Annotated in this window: 14 protein-coding genes; 9 read left to right on the plus strand and 5 right to left on the minus strand. The window is 69.4% G+C overall.

The genetic code is table 11. The features are described from left to right. Nucleotides 1-92: 92 nt before the first annotated feature. The gene (locus FFS56_RS12115; protein ID WP_249352980.1) at nt 93-1,475 is read left to right on the plus strand and encodes an HNH endonuclease signature motif containing protein; all 1,383 of its coding nucleotides are present in this window, start codon (nt 93-95) and stop codon (nt 1,473-1,475) included. Nucleotides 1,476-1,691: 216 nt separating this feature from the next. On the opposite strand, the gene FFS56_RS12125 is transcribed toward FFS56_RS12115, so the two are convergent. From FFS56_RS12125 to FFS56_RS12140, 4 genes are read right to left on the minus strand one after another with little or no spacing between them, the layout of a single operon-like run. After that, entirely contained in the window at nt 1,692-2,417 is a 726-nt protein-coding gene (locus tag FFS56_RS12125) for an ECF transporter S component (protein WP_249352981.1), read from the minus strand. Beyond that, nucleotides 2,414-3,289: a siderophore-interacting protein gene (locus FFS56_RS12130; protein ID WP_127011719.1), complete on the minus strand. Its 876-nt coding sequence runs from the start codon at nt 3,287-3,289 to the stop codon at nt 2,414-2,416. The genes FFS56_RS12125 and FFS56_RS12130 overlap by 4 nt, the downstream gene beginning before the upstream one ends. 11 nt (nt 3,290-3,300) lie before the next feature. Continuing rightward, nucleotides 3,301-4,119, minus strand: coding sequence for an energy-coupling factor transporter transmembrane component T (locus FFS56_RS12135; RefSeq protein WP_127011720.1), 819 nt, complete (start codon nt 4,117-4,119; stop codon nt 3,301-3,303). Further along, nucleotides 4,116-5,843: an ABC transporter ATP-binding protein gene (locus FFS56_RS12140; protein ID WP_137772138.1), complete on the minus strand. Its 1,728-nt coding sequence runs from the start codon at nt 5,841-5,843 to the stop codon at nt 4,116-4,118. Before FFS56_RS12140 ends, FFS56_RS12135 begins: the two co-directional genes overlap by 4 nt. Before the next feature lie 182 nt (nt 5,844-6,025). Between FFS56_RS12140 and FFS56_RS12145 the strand changes: the two genes are divergently transcribed. Further along, nucleotides 6,026-7,363 (plus strand): heparan-alpha-glucosaminide N-acetyltransferase domain-containing protein, encoded by a 1,338-nt coding sequence (locus FFS56_RS12145; RefSeq protein ID WP_233437375.1) that lies wholly within the window; start codon nt 6,026-6,028, stop codon nt 7,361-7,363. Here FFS56_RS12145 and FFS56_RS12150 read toward each other — a convergent pair. After that, nucleotides 7,335-7,880, minus strand: a complete 546-nt coding sequence (locus FFS56_RS12150; RefSeq protein WP_045264328.1) for an ECF transporter S component — start codon at nt 7,878-7,880, stop codon at nt 7,335-7,337. The genes FFS56_RS12145 and FFS56_RS12150 overlap by 29 nt on opposite strands. A gap of 167 nt (nt 7,881-8,047) precedes the next feature. Here FFS56_RS12150 and FFS56_RS12155 point away from each other — a divergent pair, with 167 nt between their 5' ends. From FFS56_RS12155 to FFS56_RS12185, 7 genes are all read left to right on the plus strand, one after another. Continuing rightward, nucleotides 8,048-11,257: a S8 family serine peptidase gene (locus FFS56_RS12155; protein WP_171011023.1), complete on the plus strand. Its 3,210-nt coding sequence runs from the start codon at nt 8,048-8,050 to the stop codon at nt 11,255-11,257. Nucleotides 11,258-11,536: 279 nt separating this feature from the next. Then, on the plus strand, nt 11,537-13,822 hold the full coding sequence (locus tag FFS56_RS12160; RefSeq protein ID WP_127011723.1) for a carbon starvation CstA family protein: 2,286 nt from the start codon (nt 11,537-11,539) through the stop codon (nt 13,820-13,822). A gap of 15 nt (nt 13,823-13,837) precedes the next feature. After that, nucleotides 13,838-14,083 (plus strand): YbdD/YjiX family protein, encoded by a 246-nt coding sequence (locus FFS56_RS12165; RefSeq protein WP_046746616.1) that lies wholly within the window; start codon nt 13,838-13,840, stop codon nt 14,081-14,083. Between the two features lie 28 nt (nt 14,084-14,111). Beyond that, the gene (locus FFS56_RS12170) at nt 14,112-15,302 is read left to right on the plus strand and encodes a histidine kinase (protein ID WP_127011724.1); all 1,191 of its coding nucleotides are present in this window, start codon (nt 14,112-14,114) and stop codon (nt 15,300-15,302) included. Further along, entirely contained in the window at nt 15,299-16,036 is a 738-nt protein-coding gene (locus FFS56_RS12175) for a LytTR family DNA-binding domain-containing protein (RefSeq protein ID WP_046746618.1), read from the plus strand. Before FFS56_RS12170 ends, FFS56_RS12175 begins: the two co-directional genes overlap by 4 nt. Further along, nucleotides 16,033-16,413, plus strand: coding sequence for a hypothetical protein (locus FFS56_RS12180; RefSeq protein WP_046746619.1), 381 nt, complete (start codon nt 16,033-16,035; stop codon nt 16,411-16,413). Before FFS56_RS12175 ends, FFS56_RS12180 begins: the two co-directional genes overlap by 4 nt. Beyond that, entirely contained in the window at nt 16,410-17,867 is a 1,458-nt protein-coding gene (locus FFS56_RS12185; RefSeq protein ID WP_046746620.1) for a cation acetate symporter, read from the plus strand. The genes FFS56_RS12180 and FFS56_RS12185 overlap by 4 nt, the downstream gene beginning before the upstream one ends. The last annotated feature ends 48 nt before the right edge of the window (nt 17,868-17,915 follow it).

Genomic DNA, 17,915 nt, shown 5'->3' on the forward strand with positions numbered 1-17,915 from the left:
GTCCGGGGAGGGTGCCTTTCGGGATACCGGTCTCACCGGCATGCGATCGAACAAATCTTCGAATCTCGGCACAATCCGCGATAAAATGAAGCATGTCCAGATTGACCGCGTTGCACGAGGCGATGTCCCGCCTCGATGAGGCGTGGTCGGATGCCGACGACTCCGGAGACCTGTCGCGCGAGCAGTTGATGGCGGTGAGCGAGTCGATCGGGGTGCTGCGGCGTCGGTTGGATGCCGTGCATATCTCGGTGGCGGCGTGCATATCGCGTGAGTCGCGTCCAGAGCTCGGCGCGGAGAGCCTGGCGAAGCAGCAGGGCTACCGCAATCCGGCGACGCTGATCGCGGCTGCGACGGGAGTGTCGACGGGCGATGCCTCGCGCCTCGTCAAGGTGGGCGAAGCGACTGCACCCCGCAGCGACCTCCTTGGCGCCCCTCTGCCGGCGAAGTACCCGTCGGTGAGTACGGCACTCGACTCGGGTGCGCTCGGCGCCCCGGCCGCCGCGATGATCATCGCGCTCCTCGATCGCTGTCGGATCGCCGCGGGAGCGGAACGTATCGCCGAAGGCGAGCGGGTGCTGGCGGAGAAAGCGGCGGGTTTGGCGCTCGACGATGTGCGTAAGCTCGTGGTCCGCGCGGAAGCATGGCTCGACCCGGACGGTCTGGAGCCCAGGGAGGACGAGCGGCGCAACAGACGTGCGCTATCGCTGTTCGAGCGTGACGGCATGGTGCATCTGAACGCGGTGCTCGACGTCGAGACCGCGGCTCCGGTGGTCACCGCGATCCGGGGGTACGTGACCGCTGCGTTCGCCGCGCGAAAAGATGCGCCCGACGAGGGTGCGCCCGATGCGGACCGCCGGACGGTGCCGATGATCCAAGCTGATGCTCTGGCGGTGTTCTGTGCGCACGTGCTCGGGTGCGAGCAGCGGGTGCCGGTAGCGGGTGCGACGGTGATCGTGCGGATGAACCTCGACGATCTGGAAGCCGGCACGGGGTCGGCGACCCTGGATGGTGTCGATCACCCGGTCAGCGTCGGAGCTGCGCGCAGGATGGCGGCCGGTGGCGGTGTGATCCCGTGTGTTCTCGGCGGCGACAGCGAGATCCTCGAATGGGGTCGCGAGAAGCGGCTGTTCACCCGCGCACAACGGCTGGCGCTGGTGGAGCGCGACGGGGGATGCGCGATGTGCGGATTGCCGCCCGAGATGACGAAGGCCCATCACATCCGCTGGTGGAAACGAGATCACGGGCCGACCGACCTCTCCAACGGGGTACTGCTGTGCGAAACGTGTCACCACCGCATCCACGACAACGGGTGGGAGATCCGTATCGACGATGCCGGGAGTATGAGTAGGAGTGGGGGCGGGAGTAGGAGGGGGACTGGGAGCGGCGCGCGGGTGTGGTTCATTCCGCCGCTATACGTCGATCCTGCGCAGACCCCGAGGCTCGGCGGTCGCGCACGCCTCGACGTCGCTGCGTGAGGATGTCGGTCTCTGGTGGGCTGGTCTCTGGTGAGGCTGGTCTCTGGTGGGCTGGTCTCTGGTGAGGCTGCTCTCTGGTGAGGCTGGTCTCTGGTGACGGTCGTCTGGTGGGGGGTCTCGGGTGAGGACGCCGCCCGACGGTGCGATGTGCTCCGTCTTACGGCACCGGTCGACCCCACCTGAGGAGTGTGATGAGGGCGGCTGTGCTCTTGAGGCTCAGCGGCGCCCGTTGACAGCTGGCCTGCCCACTCCGGCGCTGCCCACTCCTGCCCTGCCCACTCCTGCCCTGCCCACTCCTGCCCTTCCCGCTCCTGCCCTGCCCACTCCTGCCCTGCGCAGACGGTCGGCGATCAGGATGCCGAGGGCGGTGCCGCCGACGCAGCTGGCGATCGTCACGGCGAAGAAGGCGACCTGGGCGAAGAGAGACATGGATCCGAGATCGAACCAGGCCCACGCCGAGATCGGGTAGACGACGCCTACGACGACGGCGCCGACGTAGTGCATCCACGTTCCCCAGTAGCGCCAGAGCACGAACAGGAACGGCAGCTCCGTGAACGCCGCCCACCAGAGATTCGTCAGCACGCTGCTGAAACCGTACACGGAGAACGGGACCATCACGAGGCCGGCGATCAGCGCGACGAGGAGTCCGACCAGCGGCTTCCGCAGCAGCCTCAGCGCGATCACGGACGGCAACAGCCACAGGCCGGCGAGGGCCATGCCGACGAAGGGCAGCGGCCCGGTCAACAGCGTCGAGAACCAGTTCATCGGCGCGAGCAGCACCGCCCCGGCGACGCCGAGCGCGGCACAGGTCAGCAGGATGGCGGTGGGGAAGCGGAATCGTCCACCGGCGACTGACGCGCGATGTCCGGCTGCTGCTGCTGCGGGAGCATCTCCCACTGACCCCCTGGAGGCGAGGCCATCGGCTGCATCCGTTCCGCTCACGCGAGGGGCTCCGCTGCAGCGTCGCGCGCGGCCTTCGAGGCGGGGGATGAGGCGCCGATCTTCCAGTAGCCGCAGAAGCTCACGGCATTCTTGTCGACCCCGCGCGTGCCCACGAGATGCTTGCGCACCCCTGAGGCGAGTGCCTGCTCGCCCGCCGCATACGCGTGGAACGGCGCATCCGGCAGGGCAGCGCGTGCCAGCGTCTCCAGGGCGAGCGCCCCGGGAGCGATGCCATGCGGCCGCACGATCCACACGACCTCGACGCCCGAGGGATGCATGAACGCGAGAGCATCGTCGTCGCTCGGCACCTCCACGATCGCGGTGCCCGTCGCAGTGGCAGGCAGCGAGGCGCAGATGGAGGAGATCGCGGGCAGGGCGGTCTCGTCGCCGACCAGCACGACCCGCTCCACCCCGCGCTGCGGGTTGAACGTGAGGCCTTCGTCGATGATCAGCACGTGCTCGCCAGGCTCGCAGGTCTCCGCCCATCGCGACGCGGGGCCGGCGGTGCCGTCCGCGGCCGAGCCGTGCAGCACGAAGTCCACGTCGATCTCGGCGCCGGCCTCCGCGGTCGCCGGACGGTACGCGCGCACGCTGTAGTTGCGCATCACCGGACGCTCACCGTCGGGGATGCGCAGGAACTTCAGGTACCCGAACACCTTGTTCGCCTTCGCCGGCACCCGGTCGAGCCCGGCATCCCCTCCGATCGGCAGGAACAATCGGAACCACTGGTCGAACCCCATCGGCCGGAACTTCTCGATGTCACCACCGCCGAGCGTCACCCGGATCCAGTGCGCCGAGAGCTGCTCCGTGCGCAGCACCGTCAGATGGAGGAGTTCGGACGACTCGGGCTTGACCATCTTGCTGAACGCCATCAGGACGCCTTTCAGGGAAGCTGCCAGGGGAAGAAGACGACGAAGATGGCTGCAGAGGCCAGCAGGGTCGCGACCGTGAAGACGGTGTCTCGCGTTCGGAACGGGACCAGGTGCCGCTCGGTGCGCGTCGGATGTGCACCGAACGCCCGCGAGTCCATGGCCAACGCGACGCGCTCGGCGTGGCGGATCGCGCCGGCGAGCAGCGGCACGATGTACCCCCAGCCCCGGGCGATGCGCGCGAGGGGTCCGCGACCGCCGTGATACCCGCGCACCCGATGGGCCGCCCTGATCACGGAGAGCTCGTGCCCGAACCGCGGCACGAAGCGGAAGGCAGCCAAGGCCGTGTACCCGATCCGATACGGCACCCGCAGCTGCTGCACGCCGGCTCGCACCAGGTCGGGTCCGCTGTTGGTGAGCCCGCCGACGAGCGCGAGAGCGACGATCGAGCCGAGCCGTAGCGCGGTCGCGAAGCCGAGGAGCAGAGCCCCGCTGTAGAGCGTCCAGTCCCCGATGTGCACGACCGGGGTGGTGTCGTGGACCAGTCCGGTGTCGACCCACAGGGAGAAGCCGATGCCGATCAGGAGCATCCCGGCGGGGAGAGCGAGCAGCAGCAGGGCGAGGAGCCGCACGGTGAGACGCGCGCCGACCAGGATCAGCGCATAGGCGAGCACCAGGAACGCGGCGGGGGTCGCCAGATCCCGTACGAAGACGAGCAGCACCATCGCGGGTGCGAAGCCGGCGACTTTCGCGAGCGGATTCAGTGTGTAGAGGAACTGCCGGCGCGACGTCGCCGTCATGCGTGCATAGGGGTCGAACGTCGCCGCGGTCATGAGCTCACCCCGAGGCCGGCGGACGCCAGCACGCGTTGCAGGGCCGGCAGCTGCAGCCCTGCATCCGTGAACAGCAGTTCGTCCTGCAGGAGCGCGGCGGTGGGCCCGGTCGCCCGCACCCGACCCTCGGCGAGGAGCACGACGTGGCTGGCGTGCTCGGCCACCAACTGCAGGTCGTGCGTGACGATCAGGATGGTCGTCCCGTCCGCGCGCAGCTCCTGCAGCAGATCGAGCAGCTCGGCGGCTCTCGCACGGTCCTGTCCGAAGGTCGGCTCATCGAGCGCCAGCACACGGGGCCGGGTGATCAGCGCCGTGCCCACCGACAGGCGCCGCTTCTCACCGCCCGAGAGCAGGAACGGATGCACGTCCGTCTTGTGCTCGAGTCCGAAGCGCGTGAGCATCTCGTCGACTCTCGCCGTGATCTCGGCGTCGGGCACATGGCGCAGCCGCAGCCCATGGGCGAGCTCGTCGAACACCGTCGGGGCGATGAACTGGTGCTCGGGATTCTGGAACACGAACCCGATCCGCGCGGCGAGGTCGCGGGGAGACGCGGTCCCCGGGTCGATGCCGTCGACCGACACCTGTCCACGCGGTGGCGGTACGACGCCCGCGAGTGCCTGGATCAGCGTGGTCTTGCCCGCCCCGTTCGCACCCACGATGGCCGTGAGACTGCCGGGGGCGAGGTCGAGGTCGACACTGTGGAGGATCTCGGCGCGACGCCGGCGCACCGTCAGCCCTCGCGCGCGGATGATCGGCTCGACCCGTGTCGTGGCGTCTCTCCTCGTCGTCGCGGCGGACGACGTCGTGCGGCTCGGTGACGTCATATGGCTCGATGACGTCGTACGGCTCGGTGGCAGGGACGAGACCGGCTGACCTTCGAGTGCGACGGCGAGTTCCTGGGGAGACAGCGGCAGCGGATCGAGCGTGAACCCCTGACCCCGGAGTCGGAGCGCCGTCAGGGTGGCGGCCGGAAGCCACACGCCCATCCGGACCAGCTCGTCGGCGTTCTCGCGGATGATCTCGGCCGCCGGTCCGTCGAAAGCCACCCGACCCTCGCGGTCGAGCACGATCGTCCGTGTGACGAACGACATAGCCGCATCGAGGTTGTGCTCCACGAGCAGGATGGCGCGGTCACCCGCAGCGACCACCTCAGCGAGCGCGGCGTACACGTCGTCGATGCCCTGGGCATCGAGGTTCGCGGTCGGTTCGTCGAGCACGATGAGGGGTGAGCCCATCGCGAGGGCACCGGCGATCGCGAGTCGCTGCCGTCCGCCGCCGGAGAGGTGGTCGGGGTTCACCGTGCGCCGTTCCCAGAGCCCGACGCGGCGCAGTGCCTCCTCGACACGACTCTCCACCACGTCGAGCGGCAGCCGCAGGTTCTCGGGGCCGAACGCGACCTCGTCGTACACACTGCCGGTGACGATCTGCGCATCGGGGTCTTGGAACACCATCGCCACGCGGGTGCTCAGCGTCGCGGTCGGAGCGCTCGCCGTGTCGATGCCGCCCGCCTCCACCGTGCCGATCATGGCTGTGGGGAGGGCGTGCGGGATGAGCCCGTTGAGGGCGAGGGTGAGCGTCGACTTGCCCGAACCGGAGGGCCCGAGCAGGAGCACGACCTCTCCTGCATCGATGTCGAAGGTCACATCGCGCGGAGAGGGGTGCGCCGCATCGGCGTGGGTGAGGGAGAGGTCACGCACGCTCAGCAGGGGCGCGGATGGGCGCACGGCGGAGTCCCGGGTCGGCGGATCGTACCCTTCTAACTTAGCTGAGCCTTACCTGATTATCCACGCGCACAGAAGCCCTCCGGCGGATGACATCGATCATCCGGTGGACGGACGTGGAGCGGCCGAAGAACCGGCATCGTCGTAGAGGCGCCGACCGGGCGCCGCAGGAACGAGGGAGCACCGTGCCACAAGACACGAACACGCACACGATCGCCCGACCGCACCGTACGGCGCGGAGGGAGCAGCCGACGCCTCCACCGGAGTCGGATGCGGCACGTCGTCGCGGCGAGCTCGGCCGGATGGTCGGCATCGACTTCGCGCGCTTCCTGGCGATCATCGGCATGTTCTGCGCCCACCTGCTCCCGCCGGCCGGCCTGCCAGGCCACGTCGAATGGGTGTCGACCATCGTCGACGGGAACGCTTCGACCCTGTTCGCCGTCGTCGGCGGGATCAGCGTCGTGCTCGCCACCCGCTCCTACCTGGAACGCGGCCACGTCGCCGCCGCACGGTGGGCGATGGCTGTGCGGGGTGTGCTCGTCATCCTCATCGGGGCGACGCTCGCCCTGGCGCCGGGAAGTATCGTGGTCGTCCTCGTCTACTTCGGTGTCGCCATGCTGTGCAGCATCCCGTTCCTCAGGGTGAGTCCGCGCTGGTTGCTCGTCTCCGCGGCGATCCTCGCGATCGCGGGGCCGATCCTCAACGCCTTCCTGCGACAGGCCCTGGGGGTCATCGGGGAGGGCGGCGGAGTGTCCTGGCCGCAGTGGGGGGAGCCGGCGGTGGCGCTGCGCGCGATCTTCGTCACCGGCACCTATCCCGTCGTGACCTGGATCGTCTACGTTCTCGTCGGGATGGCCGTCGCCACACTGCTGATCGCCGCTCGGCGCAACGGGACGGAGAAGCGATTCGTCGCGTGGACGGCCGGCATCGGCGCCTTCCTCGCCGTGTTCGCCGTGTCGACCAGCGCCCTCGTCTACGAGTTCTTCGGGCGCGCGGTCCTCGTCGCGACCCTGCCGCCCGAGGCGGCTGCCGCCACCGAGAGCATCATCGGCACGCCGGGCTTCGGCGCTCCACTCTCTCCGCAGTGGTGGGCGCTCGTGCTGCAGACGCCGCACACGGGGACCACCCTCGACATCCTGCGGGGGGTCGGCATCGCCCTCTTCGTCATCGCGAGCATGCTGTTCCTCGCCGGAGTCCTCCCCAAGTCCGCGCTTCGCGTGCTCGAGCCCGTCAGGGCGGCGGGGGCTGCTCCGCTCACGGTCTACACGGTGCACGTGCTCGCCGCGGCGGCCACCTCGTTCGTGCTGCTCTCCGGTGCGGTCGACGCGTCGACGGATCTCCCGTGGTGGTACCTGGGGCCGGCGATCCTCGGTGTCCACATCCTGGGCGCGATCGTCATCGGCGCGATCCTGGCGGCGCTGAAGCGTCGCGGTCCACTCGAGGCGCTCGTGAGCTCGGTCTCGGGCGCCGTCGCGCGGCGGCTGGGCGGAGTGCCTAGCGGCGGGCGACGCCGGCGCGGCTGAGTGCCGAGCCGATCGCGAGGCCGATGGCTGTCCACGCGATCGGCCCGAGCACCGAGATCGCGAGGTAGAGGATCTGCGCCCACAGCGGCATCACCGAGAGGTGGGCGGCGAAGAACACCACGACCGCCACGAAGACGCCGATGATCGCCGCCGAGAGGAAGAAGCGCCACGGGCCCCAGGAGCGGTAGCGGGTGAGGGCGGCCACCCCCTCCTGGATCAGGCCGAACAGCAGAGCGGTGCCGATGAACCGCAACGCCCAGGCCGGGTTGAAGGCGCTCGCGATCAGAGCGGCGAACACATGGGTGATCAGCGCGACGAGCGGGAGGCGCAGCACCTCCTGCGCGATGATGCCCGGCAGCACGTGCGAGCCGAGGACCAGGCCGTAGAGGAACAGCAGGGGGCTCGCCAGCAGCACCGGAGTCACCCACCCGGCTATACCGGCGAGGATGCCCGTGGCGACCCCGATGGCCGCGCATACGAGCAGGACGCGGGTCGTCAGGACAGAGGTGCGGGCCACCTCTCCAGCTTACTGTCGACGTATCGCGAGGGCCGCCGTGGATAACCCTGGCCGATCGGCGAATGCCGGGTGACCGATCGGCCAGACTTCCTGAGAATCGCCAGGGTCGGGCATATGTTGGCCGCGGTGCAGCAAGAGGGCCGCACCGTGATCATCGGGAGCACCACATGGGTCGAACACCCCTCCGGATGGCGGCAGCCACCACCCTGGCCACGCTGTTCATCGCATCGACGGCAACCGCGGGCTACGCGACGGAGGAGGTGAGGCACCCCGTCCCCGTCGCAGGCACACCAGGGCACTACATCGTGGTGATGAAGTCGGATCCGCTCGCCACCTACGAGGGCGATGTCAAGGGTCTGAAGGCCACCAAGCCCGCCGAAGGCGACCAGCTCGAGACGCAGTCGCAGGATTCGCAGCGCTACGTCGAACATCTCCAGACCGAGCAGGAAGACCTCGTCAGCGACATCGGGGTCACGCCGGACACCACCTATCAGGTCGTCCTCAACGGCTTCAGCGCCGACCTCAGCGGCGAGCAGGTCGATGCGCTCCGCGCCTCGAAGGACGTCCTCGGCGTCTACCCGGATGAGATCCGTCACCCCGACGCGCAGAGCTCGACCGACTACCTCGGCCTCGGTGACGACCGCAAGGGCAAGGGCGGAGTGTGGCAGCAGACCGGAGGGGTCGCGACCGCCGGAGAGGGCGTCGTCGTCGGTGTGATCGACACCGGCATCGCCCCCGAGCACCCCTCCTTCGAGGGGAAGAAGATCAAGAAGCAGAAGAAGCAGCACAACCGCAACAAGGGCGGGCAGCCCTACACCGACGGCACCTACGTCTACTTCGACAAGTCCGACGGTGGGCAGTTCCAGGCCGCGATGGTCGAGGGTCAGGACTGGGACACCAGCGACTACTCCTCGAAGCTCATCGGCGGACAGTACTTCTACGCCGGGGCCGAGGCCGCCGGCTTCGACTTCCAGTACGACTACCTCTCGCCGCGTGACGGCGACGGCCACGGCTCGCACACCGCGAGCACGGCGGCGGGCAACTTCAAGGTCAAGGCCAGCATCGAGAACGTCGGTTTCGGCACGATCTCGGGTGTCGCACCGGCCGCGAAGATCTCGGCGTACAAGGCCTGCTACGTCGGCCCCGACACGACGGTCACCACCGACGACATCTGCGCGCAGAGCGACCTGATCGCCGCGATCGACCAGGCCGTCGCCGACGGCGTCGACGTGATCAACTACTCCATCGGCGGCGGAGCTGCGAGCACCGTGATGGCCCCGGAGGACCTCGCGTTCTTCAACGCCGCAGCAGCAGGCGTCTTCGTGGCGACGAGCGCCGGCAACGACGGACCTGACCCGGTCACGGCCGACCACGCCTCGCCCTGGTACACCACGGTGGCCGCATCGACCATCCCGACCTGGGAGGGCACCGTGCAGTTCGACGGGTTCGCGCAGGCCGGAGCCTCGGTGAGCGTGCCGTTCGGTCAGAAGGTCACCGGCCCGTCGATCGCCGCAGTCGACGCCGCGGCGGCGGGCGCCGTCACCCCGCAGCTCTGCCTGCCCGGCACCCTCGATCCTGCCAAGGTCGCCGGACACATCGTGGTCTGCGACCGTGGCGGCAACGCCCGCGCCGAGAAGTCGCAGGTCGTGAAGGACGCCGGCGGCATGGGCATGGTGCTCGTGAACGTGCCCGGCGGCGCCGACTCGCTCGACAACGACTTCCACGCGGTGCCGACCGTGCACCTGAACGCCGTGCACCGCGCGGCCGTGCTCGCGTATGTGCAGGGCGGCGTGGATCGTCCCATCACCCTCGTGGGTGAGAACACCACCGGCGTCGTCACCCCGACCCCGCAGATCGCGGGATTCTCGAGCCGCGGACCCATGCTGGCCGACGGCAGCGACGTGATGAAGCCGGATGTCGCGGCTCCCGGTGTCGCGATCCTCGCGGCGACCGAGAACGCTCCGGGGGAGAAGCCGACGTTCGGCATCCTCTCCGGCACGTCGATGGCCTCCCCGCACGTGGCCGGCCTCGCCGCGCTGTACCTCGGCGAGCACCCCAAGGCGACGCCAGCGGAGATCAAGTCGGCGATGATGACCACCGCCTACGACACCGTGCTGCCCGACGGATCGAAGAACACGAATCCGTTCGAGCAGGGTGCAGGCCAGGTCGACCCGAAGCGCTACGTGAACCCGGGTCTGCTCTACCTCAACGGTGTGAAGGACTGGGCGGCGTTCCTCGACGGGAAGGGACTGTCGGACTTCCCCGGCATCGACCCCATCGACGGCAGCGACCTGAACCAGGCGTCGATCTCGATCGGCTCCCTGACCAGCGCACAGACCGTCACCCGCACGGTGACCTCGACCGAGAAGGGCACCTTCACGGCCAAGGCCTCGGTGCCCGGAGTGAACATCAAGGTCACGCCGCAGCAGTTGAAGTTCGACCGTCCGGGCCAGACCAAGACGTTCACGGTGACCTTCGACAACGCCACGGCTCCGGTGGAGCAGTGGGCCACGGGTTCGCTCACCTGGACGAGTGCGAAGAACTCGGTGCGCTCGCCGATCGCGCTGTTCCCGGTCACGGCCGATGCGCCGGCCGAGGTCACGGGCAGTGGCGTCGACGGCAGCACCGCTGTCGAGATCACCCCCGGTCTCACCGGTGACCTCGCGCTCGGACTCTCGGGTCTGACGCCGTTCGAACTGCTCGCCGACGCGGACAACCCCGTCGAGGGGCACTCGGGTGACGAGAAGTCGGGCGACGCCAACAAGGACGTCTCGTGGATCGTGAACGTACCCGAGGGCACGACCCTCTCGCGGTTCGACCTCGATTCGTCGGACGACAAAGGCAGCGACCTCGACCTCACCGTGTACCGGGTGGTGAGCCCGGACGACCTGCAGTACTACGAGCGCTGGCGTTCGGCCACCGGCTCGGCGGACGAACAGGTCACGATCCCGTCGCCGAAGGCCGGAACCTACCTGGTGGTGGCGAACATCTACTCGACGACGGGCCCGATGACGTGGGACATGACCTACGCCAACGTGCTGGCCGACGGCGAGGGTGACCTCACGGCCACGCCGAACCCGCTCGCCCCGGTGCGCGGCAAGAAGACGTCGTACAACCTCGGCTGGACCGGCCTGACCGCCGGCACCCGCTACCTCGGGGTCGTGCAGTACGGCGAATCCGACGTGCGCACCGTCCTGACGGTCGACGTGCCGGCGGCGAAGGCTCCGGAGACTCCGGCGCCCGAGACGAAGGCACCGGAGACCCCGGCACCGGAGACGAAGGCACCGGAGACCCCGGCTCCGGAGACCCCGGCACCCGAGGCATCGCCGACGGGCGCGCCTCCGACGAGTGCGCCGGAGACGGCGAAGCCGGAGTAGCCCCTCCACACACACACGACGCCCCGCGGTCTCCCTTCCGCGGGGCGTCGTGTGCGTGGCGCTCGGAAACAGGCGATCCCGCGGAGACAGGCCGATTCACGAGGCAGCCGCCTGATGTGGCGGGAGGGCCTGATGCGGCGGGGCGAACGGACATCCCCGGTATCCGTTCATCGCGCCATCCGCGCCGCTCGTCGCAGCAACCGCGGCGAGCGGTCATGTCGGGAGCGGGATCTTCCTAACGTGGGGGAACGCAACGTCGCGTATCCCGAGGAGACCCCCATGACCGCACCTTCGTCGCGCCGCCGCGACGGCGCCGGACTCGTCGACGACGAGCCCATCATCGTCACCGACCCGAACCTCCCTCCCGTGGCCCTCACCGAAGAGCACCACGAGAAGGCGAACCGCTGGACCCTACCGAAGATCATCCTGTGGGCCGCGATCGCCCTGCTGGGTGCCGTCGCCTGGACCATGCTCGCGATCGTCCGCGGCGAGACGGTCAACGCGATCTGGTTCGTGTTCGCCGCGGTCTGCACATACCTGATCGGCTACCGGTTCTACTCCAAGGTCATCGAGCGCTACATCACGCGCCCCGACGACCGCCGGGCCACCCCCGCCGAGGTGAAGCAGGACGGCAAGGACTACGTCCCCACCGACCGCCGGGTGCTCTACGGTCACCACTTCGCCGCGATCGCCGGTGCCGGCCCGCTCGTCGGCCCCGTGCTCGCGGCGCAGATGGGGTACCTCCCCGGCACGATCTGGATCATCGTCGGCGTCGTGCTCGCAGGCGCCGTGCAGGACTACACGGTGCTCTTCTTCTCGATGCGACGCGGTGGTCGCACGATCGGGCAGATGGCCCGTCAGGAACTCGGCAAGATCGGTGGAACCGCCGCGATCATCGCCTCGCTGCTGATCATGCTGATCATCGTCGCGATCCTCGCTCTCGTCGTCGTCAACGCGCTCGGGGAGAGCCCGTGGGGCGTCTTCTCGGTCGCGATGACCATCCCGATCGCGTTGTTCATGGGCGTGTACCTGCGCTACCTGCGCCCGGGCAAGGTGACCGAGGTCTCGATCATCGGCTTCGTGCTGCTCATGGCCGCGATCATCGGCGGGGGCTGGGTCGCCGGCACCGAGTGGGGCCAGGCGATCTTCCACCTCGACCGCACCACGATCGCCTGGGGCATCATCATCTACGGCTTCATCGCCGCGGTGCTCCCGGTGTGGCTGCTGCTCGCCCCCCGCGACTACCTGTCGACCTTCATGAAGATCGGCGTGATCGTGATGCTCGCCGGGGCCATCGTGCTGGTCCGTCCCGAGATCACCGTCCCCGCCATCAGCATCTTCGGTGAGAACGGCATGGGGCCGGTGTTCGCCGGTCCGCTGTTCCCCTTCTTGTTCGTCACGATCGCCTGCGGAGCGCTGTCGGGCTTCCACGCCCTGATCGCCTCCGGCACCACCCCGAAGCTCATCGAGAAGGAGCGTCAGACGCGCTTCATCGGCTACGGCGGCATGCTCATGGAGTCGTTCGTCGCGATCATGGCACTCGTCGCCGCGATCTCGATCGACCAGGGCATCTACTTCGCGATGAACGCACCGACCGCCGCCACAGGGGGCACGGTCGAGGGGGCCGTGGCCTTCGTGAACTCGCTCGGCCTGACGGGGGTGAACCTGACGCCCGACATGCTCACAGGCACGGCAGCGGCTGTCGGGGAGGAGTCGATCGTCTCGCGCACCGGTGGTGCCCCCACCCTGGCGCTCGGTCTTGCGCACATCATGCAACAGGCTCTCGGTGGCCAGGCCCTCATGGCGTTCTGGTACCACTTCGCGATCATGTTCGAGGCGCTGTTCATCCTCACGGCCGTCGATGCAGGAACCCGCGTCGCCCGGTTCATGCTGCAGGACTCGATCGGCGCCTGGTTCCCCAAGTTCCGCGACGTCTCCTGGCGCCCCGGGGTGTGGATCTGCACCGCGATCATGGTGGCCGGCTGGGGAGCGATCCTCATCCTCGGCGTCACCGACCCGCTCGGCGGCATCAACACCTTCTTCCCGCTGTTCGGCATCGCGAACCAGCTGCTCGCCGCGATCGCGCTCGCCGTGGTGATGGCCATCGTCGCCAAGCGCGGCAAGAGCTACATCAAGTGGCTGTGGATCATCGGGCTGCCTCTGGCCTTCACCGCGGTGGTCACGATCACGGCGTCGCTGTACAAGATCGCCTCTCCCGTGCCGGCCATCGGCTATTGGGCGAATCACTTCCGCTACGTCGCCGCCCGCGACAGCGGAGACACCTCGCTCGGCGAGCCGGCGGTGCTCGATGCGGTCATCCGCAACACCGCCGTGCAGGGCACGCTGTCGATCATCTTCGTGACCCTGGCGATCATCGTGATGGTGGCGGCCGTGATCGTCACGATCAGGGCGATCCGCAACGGTGGTGGCGAGAACACCGAGGACGCACCCGTGGCCTCGCGCCGCTTCGCCCCGGCCGGGTTCCTGCCCAGCGCCGAAGAACGCGAGCTCGAGAAGCAGTGGGAGCCGATCCTCGCCGACGAGCGCAAGGCGTCGACCCACTGATGTCGAGACACTGAGATGGCTGACACCACGAGTCGGACGGATGCCGCGACCACCCTCCTGCGGACGCTGCTCAGCGCCGCGGTGCGGGCCGGCCGCGGCATCCGCTGGTACATCACGACCCTGATGGGCGACAGCGCCTACGCGACGTACGTCGCCCATCACGGTCGCGTGCATCCCGGCGAGGAGCCGCTGACCGAGCGGCAGTTCTGGCGGCAGCGGATGGACGACCAGGATCGCAACCCCGGTGCCCGCTGCTGCTGAGGCGTGCGCGGCTCCGTAGGCTGAACCCATGACCGACGTCGTTCTCGCAGCGATCCTCGGCGTGCTCGGCGGCATCGTCCTCTCGGTGCTCCTCCTGCTCGCACGTCGACTCGCCCGCGGCGCCGCCGAGCTGGGGAGCGACGCCGAACAGGCCGCCCTCACCGTGCTGCATCAGGCGAGTCTGGCGGCACCGCATCTGCGCGCTGGACTGTCCGCCCCCGACGTCGTCAAGGCCGCGCGTCACCTCCGGGTGCTCCTCGGCAGCGCGGCGGTCGCGATCGTCAGCGCCGAGGGCACGGTGTCGTTCGACGGGCCGTCCGACGGACTGGAATCCGCTGCCCGCCGCATCGCCGCCGGGGTCGGGGAGTCGGGACGCAGGCAGGTCTTCCCCGCGCCCGGTGCCGACGACGACCTCGAGGCCGTCGGGGCGCCCATCCTGGTCGATGGACGCGTGATCGGCGTCGTGGTCGCCTTCGCGGCGCCCGTCCGTGCCGCGCTGGTGCGTGCCTCGGAGGAGGTGGCCGACTGGTGTGCCGCGCAGGTCGAGCTCGGCGGACTCGACGCGTCCAGGACGCAGCTGGCCGAAGCGGAGCTGCGCTCGCTGCGTGCGCAGATCTCGCCGCATTTCATCTACAACGCCCTCACGGCGATCGCCTCCTTCGTGCTCACCGACCCCGCACGCGCGCGCGAGCTGGTGCTGGAGTTCGCCGACTTCACCCGCTACTCCTTCCGGCGCCAGGGGGAGTTCACGACGGTGGCCGACGAGCTCGGCAGCATCCACTCGTATCTCGAGCTCGAACGAGCGCGGTTCGGGGACCGTCTGCGCGTGACGCTGCAGATCGCACCGGAGACGCTGGCCACCGTCATCCCGTTCCTCTCGGTGCAGCCGCTGGTCGAGAACGCCGTCCGTCACGGGCTCGAGCCCGGCGAAGGGGGAGGGGAGATCCGCATCGCCTCACGCGACGACGGCACCCACACCGAGATCACGGTCGAGGACGACGGGGTGGGCATGGACCCCGAGGCTCTTCATGCGACGCTCACCGCCGGCGACGACGGGGTCCACGTGGGACTCCGCAACGTCGACACCCGGCTCCGCCAGCTCTACGGGGCGGACGGCGCTCTGGTGGTCGAGACGAACACGGGCGCCGGTACCCTGGTGCGCATGCGGGTCCCGAAGTCCCAGCCGCAGCACGACCCGGACGGCGACGGCCGAGCATGACCAGAAGCGTGCAGCCGATCGATGTGCTCGTCGCGGACGACGAGAGACCCGCCCTGGATGAGCTGGTCCATCTGCTGCGCACGGACGCGCGCATCGGCGCGATCGTCACCGCATCATCGGGTGCGGAAGCCCTGCGGCTGCTGTCGGAGCGGGCCGTACGGATCGCATTCCTCGACATCCACATGCCGGGGCTCGGCGGGATGGAGCTCGCGCGTGCGCTGCTCGCCCTCGCGGAACCACCGGCTGTCGTGTTCGTGACCGCCGATGATGCCAGGGCGGTGGAGGCGTTCGAGCTGCGTGCCGCCGACTACCTCCTCAAGCCCGTGCGCATCGAGCGGCTCCGACAGGCGGTCGGACGGGTGGTCGAGGTCGCGGAGGCTCCGACGCCCGGCGACGACGAGATGCTGCCGGTCACGATCGGATCCGTGGTGCGGTTCGTGCGTCGCAGCGAGGTGCGCTGGGTGCAGGCCCAGGGGGACTATTCCCGGTTGCACACCGGCGACGGTGCGGGGCACCTGGTGCGCACGCCCATCTCGGAACTCGAGACGCGGTGGGCGGAAGCCGGGTTCCTGCGCATCCATCGCTCCTCGCTCGTGCGCATCGCCGTCGTGTCCGAGGCCCGGCTCTCCGGCGCTGAACCCTCGGTTTCGATCGGCGCCGTCTCGCTGCCGGTGAGCAGACGCCTGGTGCCAGCGGTGCGCGATGCCCTTTTGCGCGGGGAGGTCGGGGGATGACGGAGAAGCCGAAGCGCGTGCGGGTGCGGGTGACCGCTGATCTGCCTGATCGTCGGCCGGCGGCCTTCACCCGGGGAATCGCGCTGCCGGGCGCACCCGTCGACGAGGCGGATGCCGTCTACGCCAGGGCTCTCATGCGCAGTCAGCTGCGACTCGCACTCGGAACGGTCGCCGGGTTCGTGATCGTCGTCATCGCGCTGACTCTGGCGATCGCGCTCATCCCGGAGATCGGGCAGGTCATGGTCTGGGGCCTGCCGTTGTCATGGCTGCTGCAGGCGTACGCGTTCTATCCGATCATCGTGGTGTTCGCGGTGCTCTACGTGCGCACCGCAGCGCGCAACGAACGTCGATATCGTGCCCTCCGGGATCGCGAATGAATGCGGTGCTCGACCTCATCGGCGTCGCGCTCGTGATCGTCGCGACGCTGCTGATCGGCATCTACGGTCTGCGCATCTCGCGGACGACCGGCGACTTCTTCGTCGCGTCCCGCACCGTGCGGCCGGTATGGAACGCCTCGGCGATCAGCGGCGAGTACCTCTCGGCCGGCACGTTCCTCGGGCTGTCCGGCCTCGTGCTGCTCGACGGCGCCCGTGGCTTCTGGTTCCCCATCGGCTACGCGGCCGGCTATCTCCTGGTCCTGGCATTCGTCGCGGCACCCCTTCGGCGCAGCGGCGCCTACACGATCCCGGACTTCATCGAGGCGCGGTTGGAGTCGCCGTCGGCGCGCCGGGTCACGAGCGTCGCGGTGCTGGTCATCGGCTGGCTCTACATCGTGCCGCAGCTGCACGGAGCGGGGCTGACCCTGCTGGTCGTCGCCGGGCTGCCGGAGTGGGTGGGCGCCGTCACCGTCGCGGTGCTCGTCGCCGCAGCGGTCGCGGCCGGGGGCATGCGCGCCATCACCTACGTGCAGGCTTTCCAGTACTGGCTCAAGCTCACCGCGCTCCTCGTTCCCGTGGTCTTCATCGCGTTCGCGCTCAGCGGCGGGCCGCACGACTTCGATCCAGCGCTGGTGTTCCCGGTCGAGGCCGGGCCCTCGGGGTTCGACGCCTACGAGACCGCCTCGCTCCTGCTCGCGCTGCTGCTGGGCACGATGGGTCTACCGCACGTGCTGGTGCGCTTCTACACGAGTCCGACCGGGGTGTCCGCACGGCGCACGACCGTGATCGTGATCGGCATGGTGAGCGCCTTCTACGCGGTGTCGAGCACGATGGGGCTGCTCGCGCGCATCGCCGCTCCGGACCTGGCGGTGCCTGGAGTCGCCGACACGGCGGTGCTGCTGCTCCCCTCGCGCGTCTTCCCCGGGGCGTTCGGTGAACTGTTGACCGCGCTGATCGTCGCCGGAGCGTTCGCAGCGTTCCTGGCGACATCGGCCGGCCTCGTCGTGTCGCTCGCCGGCGTGATCAGCCAGGACGTGTTCTCCGGATCCGTACGGTCGTTCCGGCTGTCGGCGGTGCTCTGTGCCCTGGTGCCGCTCGCCGTGGCGCTGCTCACGGCCCCGGCGGGCCTCGGGTCGAGCGTGGGTGTCGTGTTCGTGGTGGCGGCGTCGACCCTCTCGCCGGTCGTGCTGCTCGGCGTGTGGTGGCGGGGGCTCACCGCACGAGGTGCGGTGGCCGGAATGGTGTCGGGTGGGTGCGCTGCGGGACTCGCCCTGCTGGTGCACGCGGCGGTCGGCGGCATCGGAGCAGCGGCGCCCTATCTCGCGCAGCCCGCCGCATGGACGATCCCGCTCGCCACAGCGGTCACGGTCGTCGTCTCGCTGCTGGATCCGCGGGGTCCGTCGCCGCGCACCGAGCGCTTCCTCGCGCGCGTGCACACCCCCGAGCGCGGCTGACCGCACGGCGTCTGGCGCTCCCGTCGCGATATGACAGCCCGGCTGGCG

The sequence above is a fragment of the Microbacterium sp. Beta genome, assembly GCF_005502545.1.
Taxonomy (GTDB): domain Bacteria; phylum Actinomycetota; class Actinomycetes; order Actinomycetales; family Microbacteriaceae; genus Microbacterium; species Microbacterium oxydans.

What these genes read in the sequence shown, in the direction of transcription:
- FFS56_RS12130 (WP_127011719.1), bottom strand. Translation starts at nt 3,289, where the DNA reads ATGGCGTTCAGCAAGATGGTCAAGCCCGAGTCGTCCGAACTCCTCCAT.
- FFS56_RS12160 (WP_127011723.1), top strand. Translation starts at nt 11,537, where the DNA reads ATGACCGCACCTTCGTCGCGCCGCCGCGACGGCGCCGGACTCGTCGAC.
- FFS56_RS12185 (WP_046746620.1), top strand. Translation starts at nt 16,410, where the DNA reads ATGAATGCGGTGCTCGACCTCATCGGCGTCGCGCTCGTGATCGTCGCG.
- FFS56_RS12115 (WP_249352980.1), top strand. Translation starts at nt 93, where the DNA reads ATGTCCAGATTGACCGCGTTGCACGAGGCGATGTCCCGCCTCGATGAG.
- FFS56_RS12170 (WP_127011724.1), top strand. Translation starts at nt 14,112, where the DNA reads ATGACCGACGTCGTTCTCGCAGCGATCCTCGGCGTGCTCGGCGGCATC.
- FFS56_RS12135 (WP_127011720.1), bottom strand. Translation starts at nt 4,119, where the DNA reads ATGACCGCGGCGACGTTCGACCCCTATGCACGCATGACGGCGACGTCG.
- FFS56_RS12175 (WP_046746618.1), top strand. Translation starts at nt 15,299, where the DNA reads ATGACCAGAAGCGTGCAGCCGATCGATGTGCTCGTCGCGGACGACGAG.
- FFS56_RS12180 (WP_046746619.1), top strand. Translation starts at nt 16,033, where the DNA reads ATGACGGAGAAGCCGAAGCGCGTGCGGGTGCGGGTGACCGCTGATCTG.
- FFS56_RS12155 (WP_171011023.1), top strand. Translation starts at nt 8,048, where the DNA reads ATGGGTCGAACACCCCTCCGGATGGCGGCAGCCACCACCCTGGCCACG.
- FFS56_RS12165 (WP_046746616.1), top strand. Translation starts at nt 13,838, where the DNA reads ATGGCTGACACCACGAGTCGGACGGATGCCGCGACCACCCTCCTGCGG.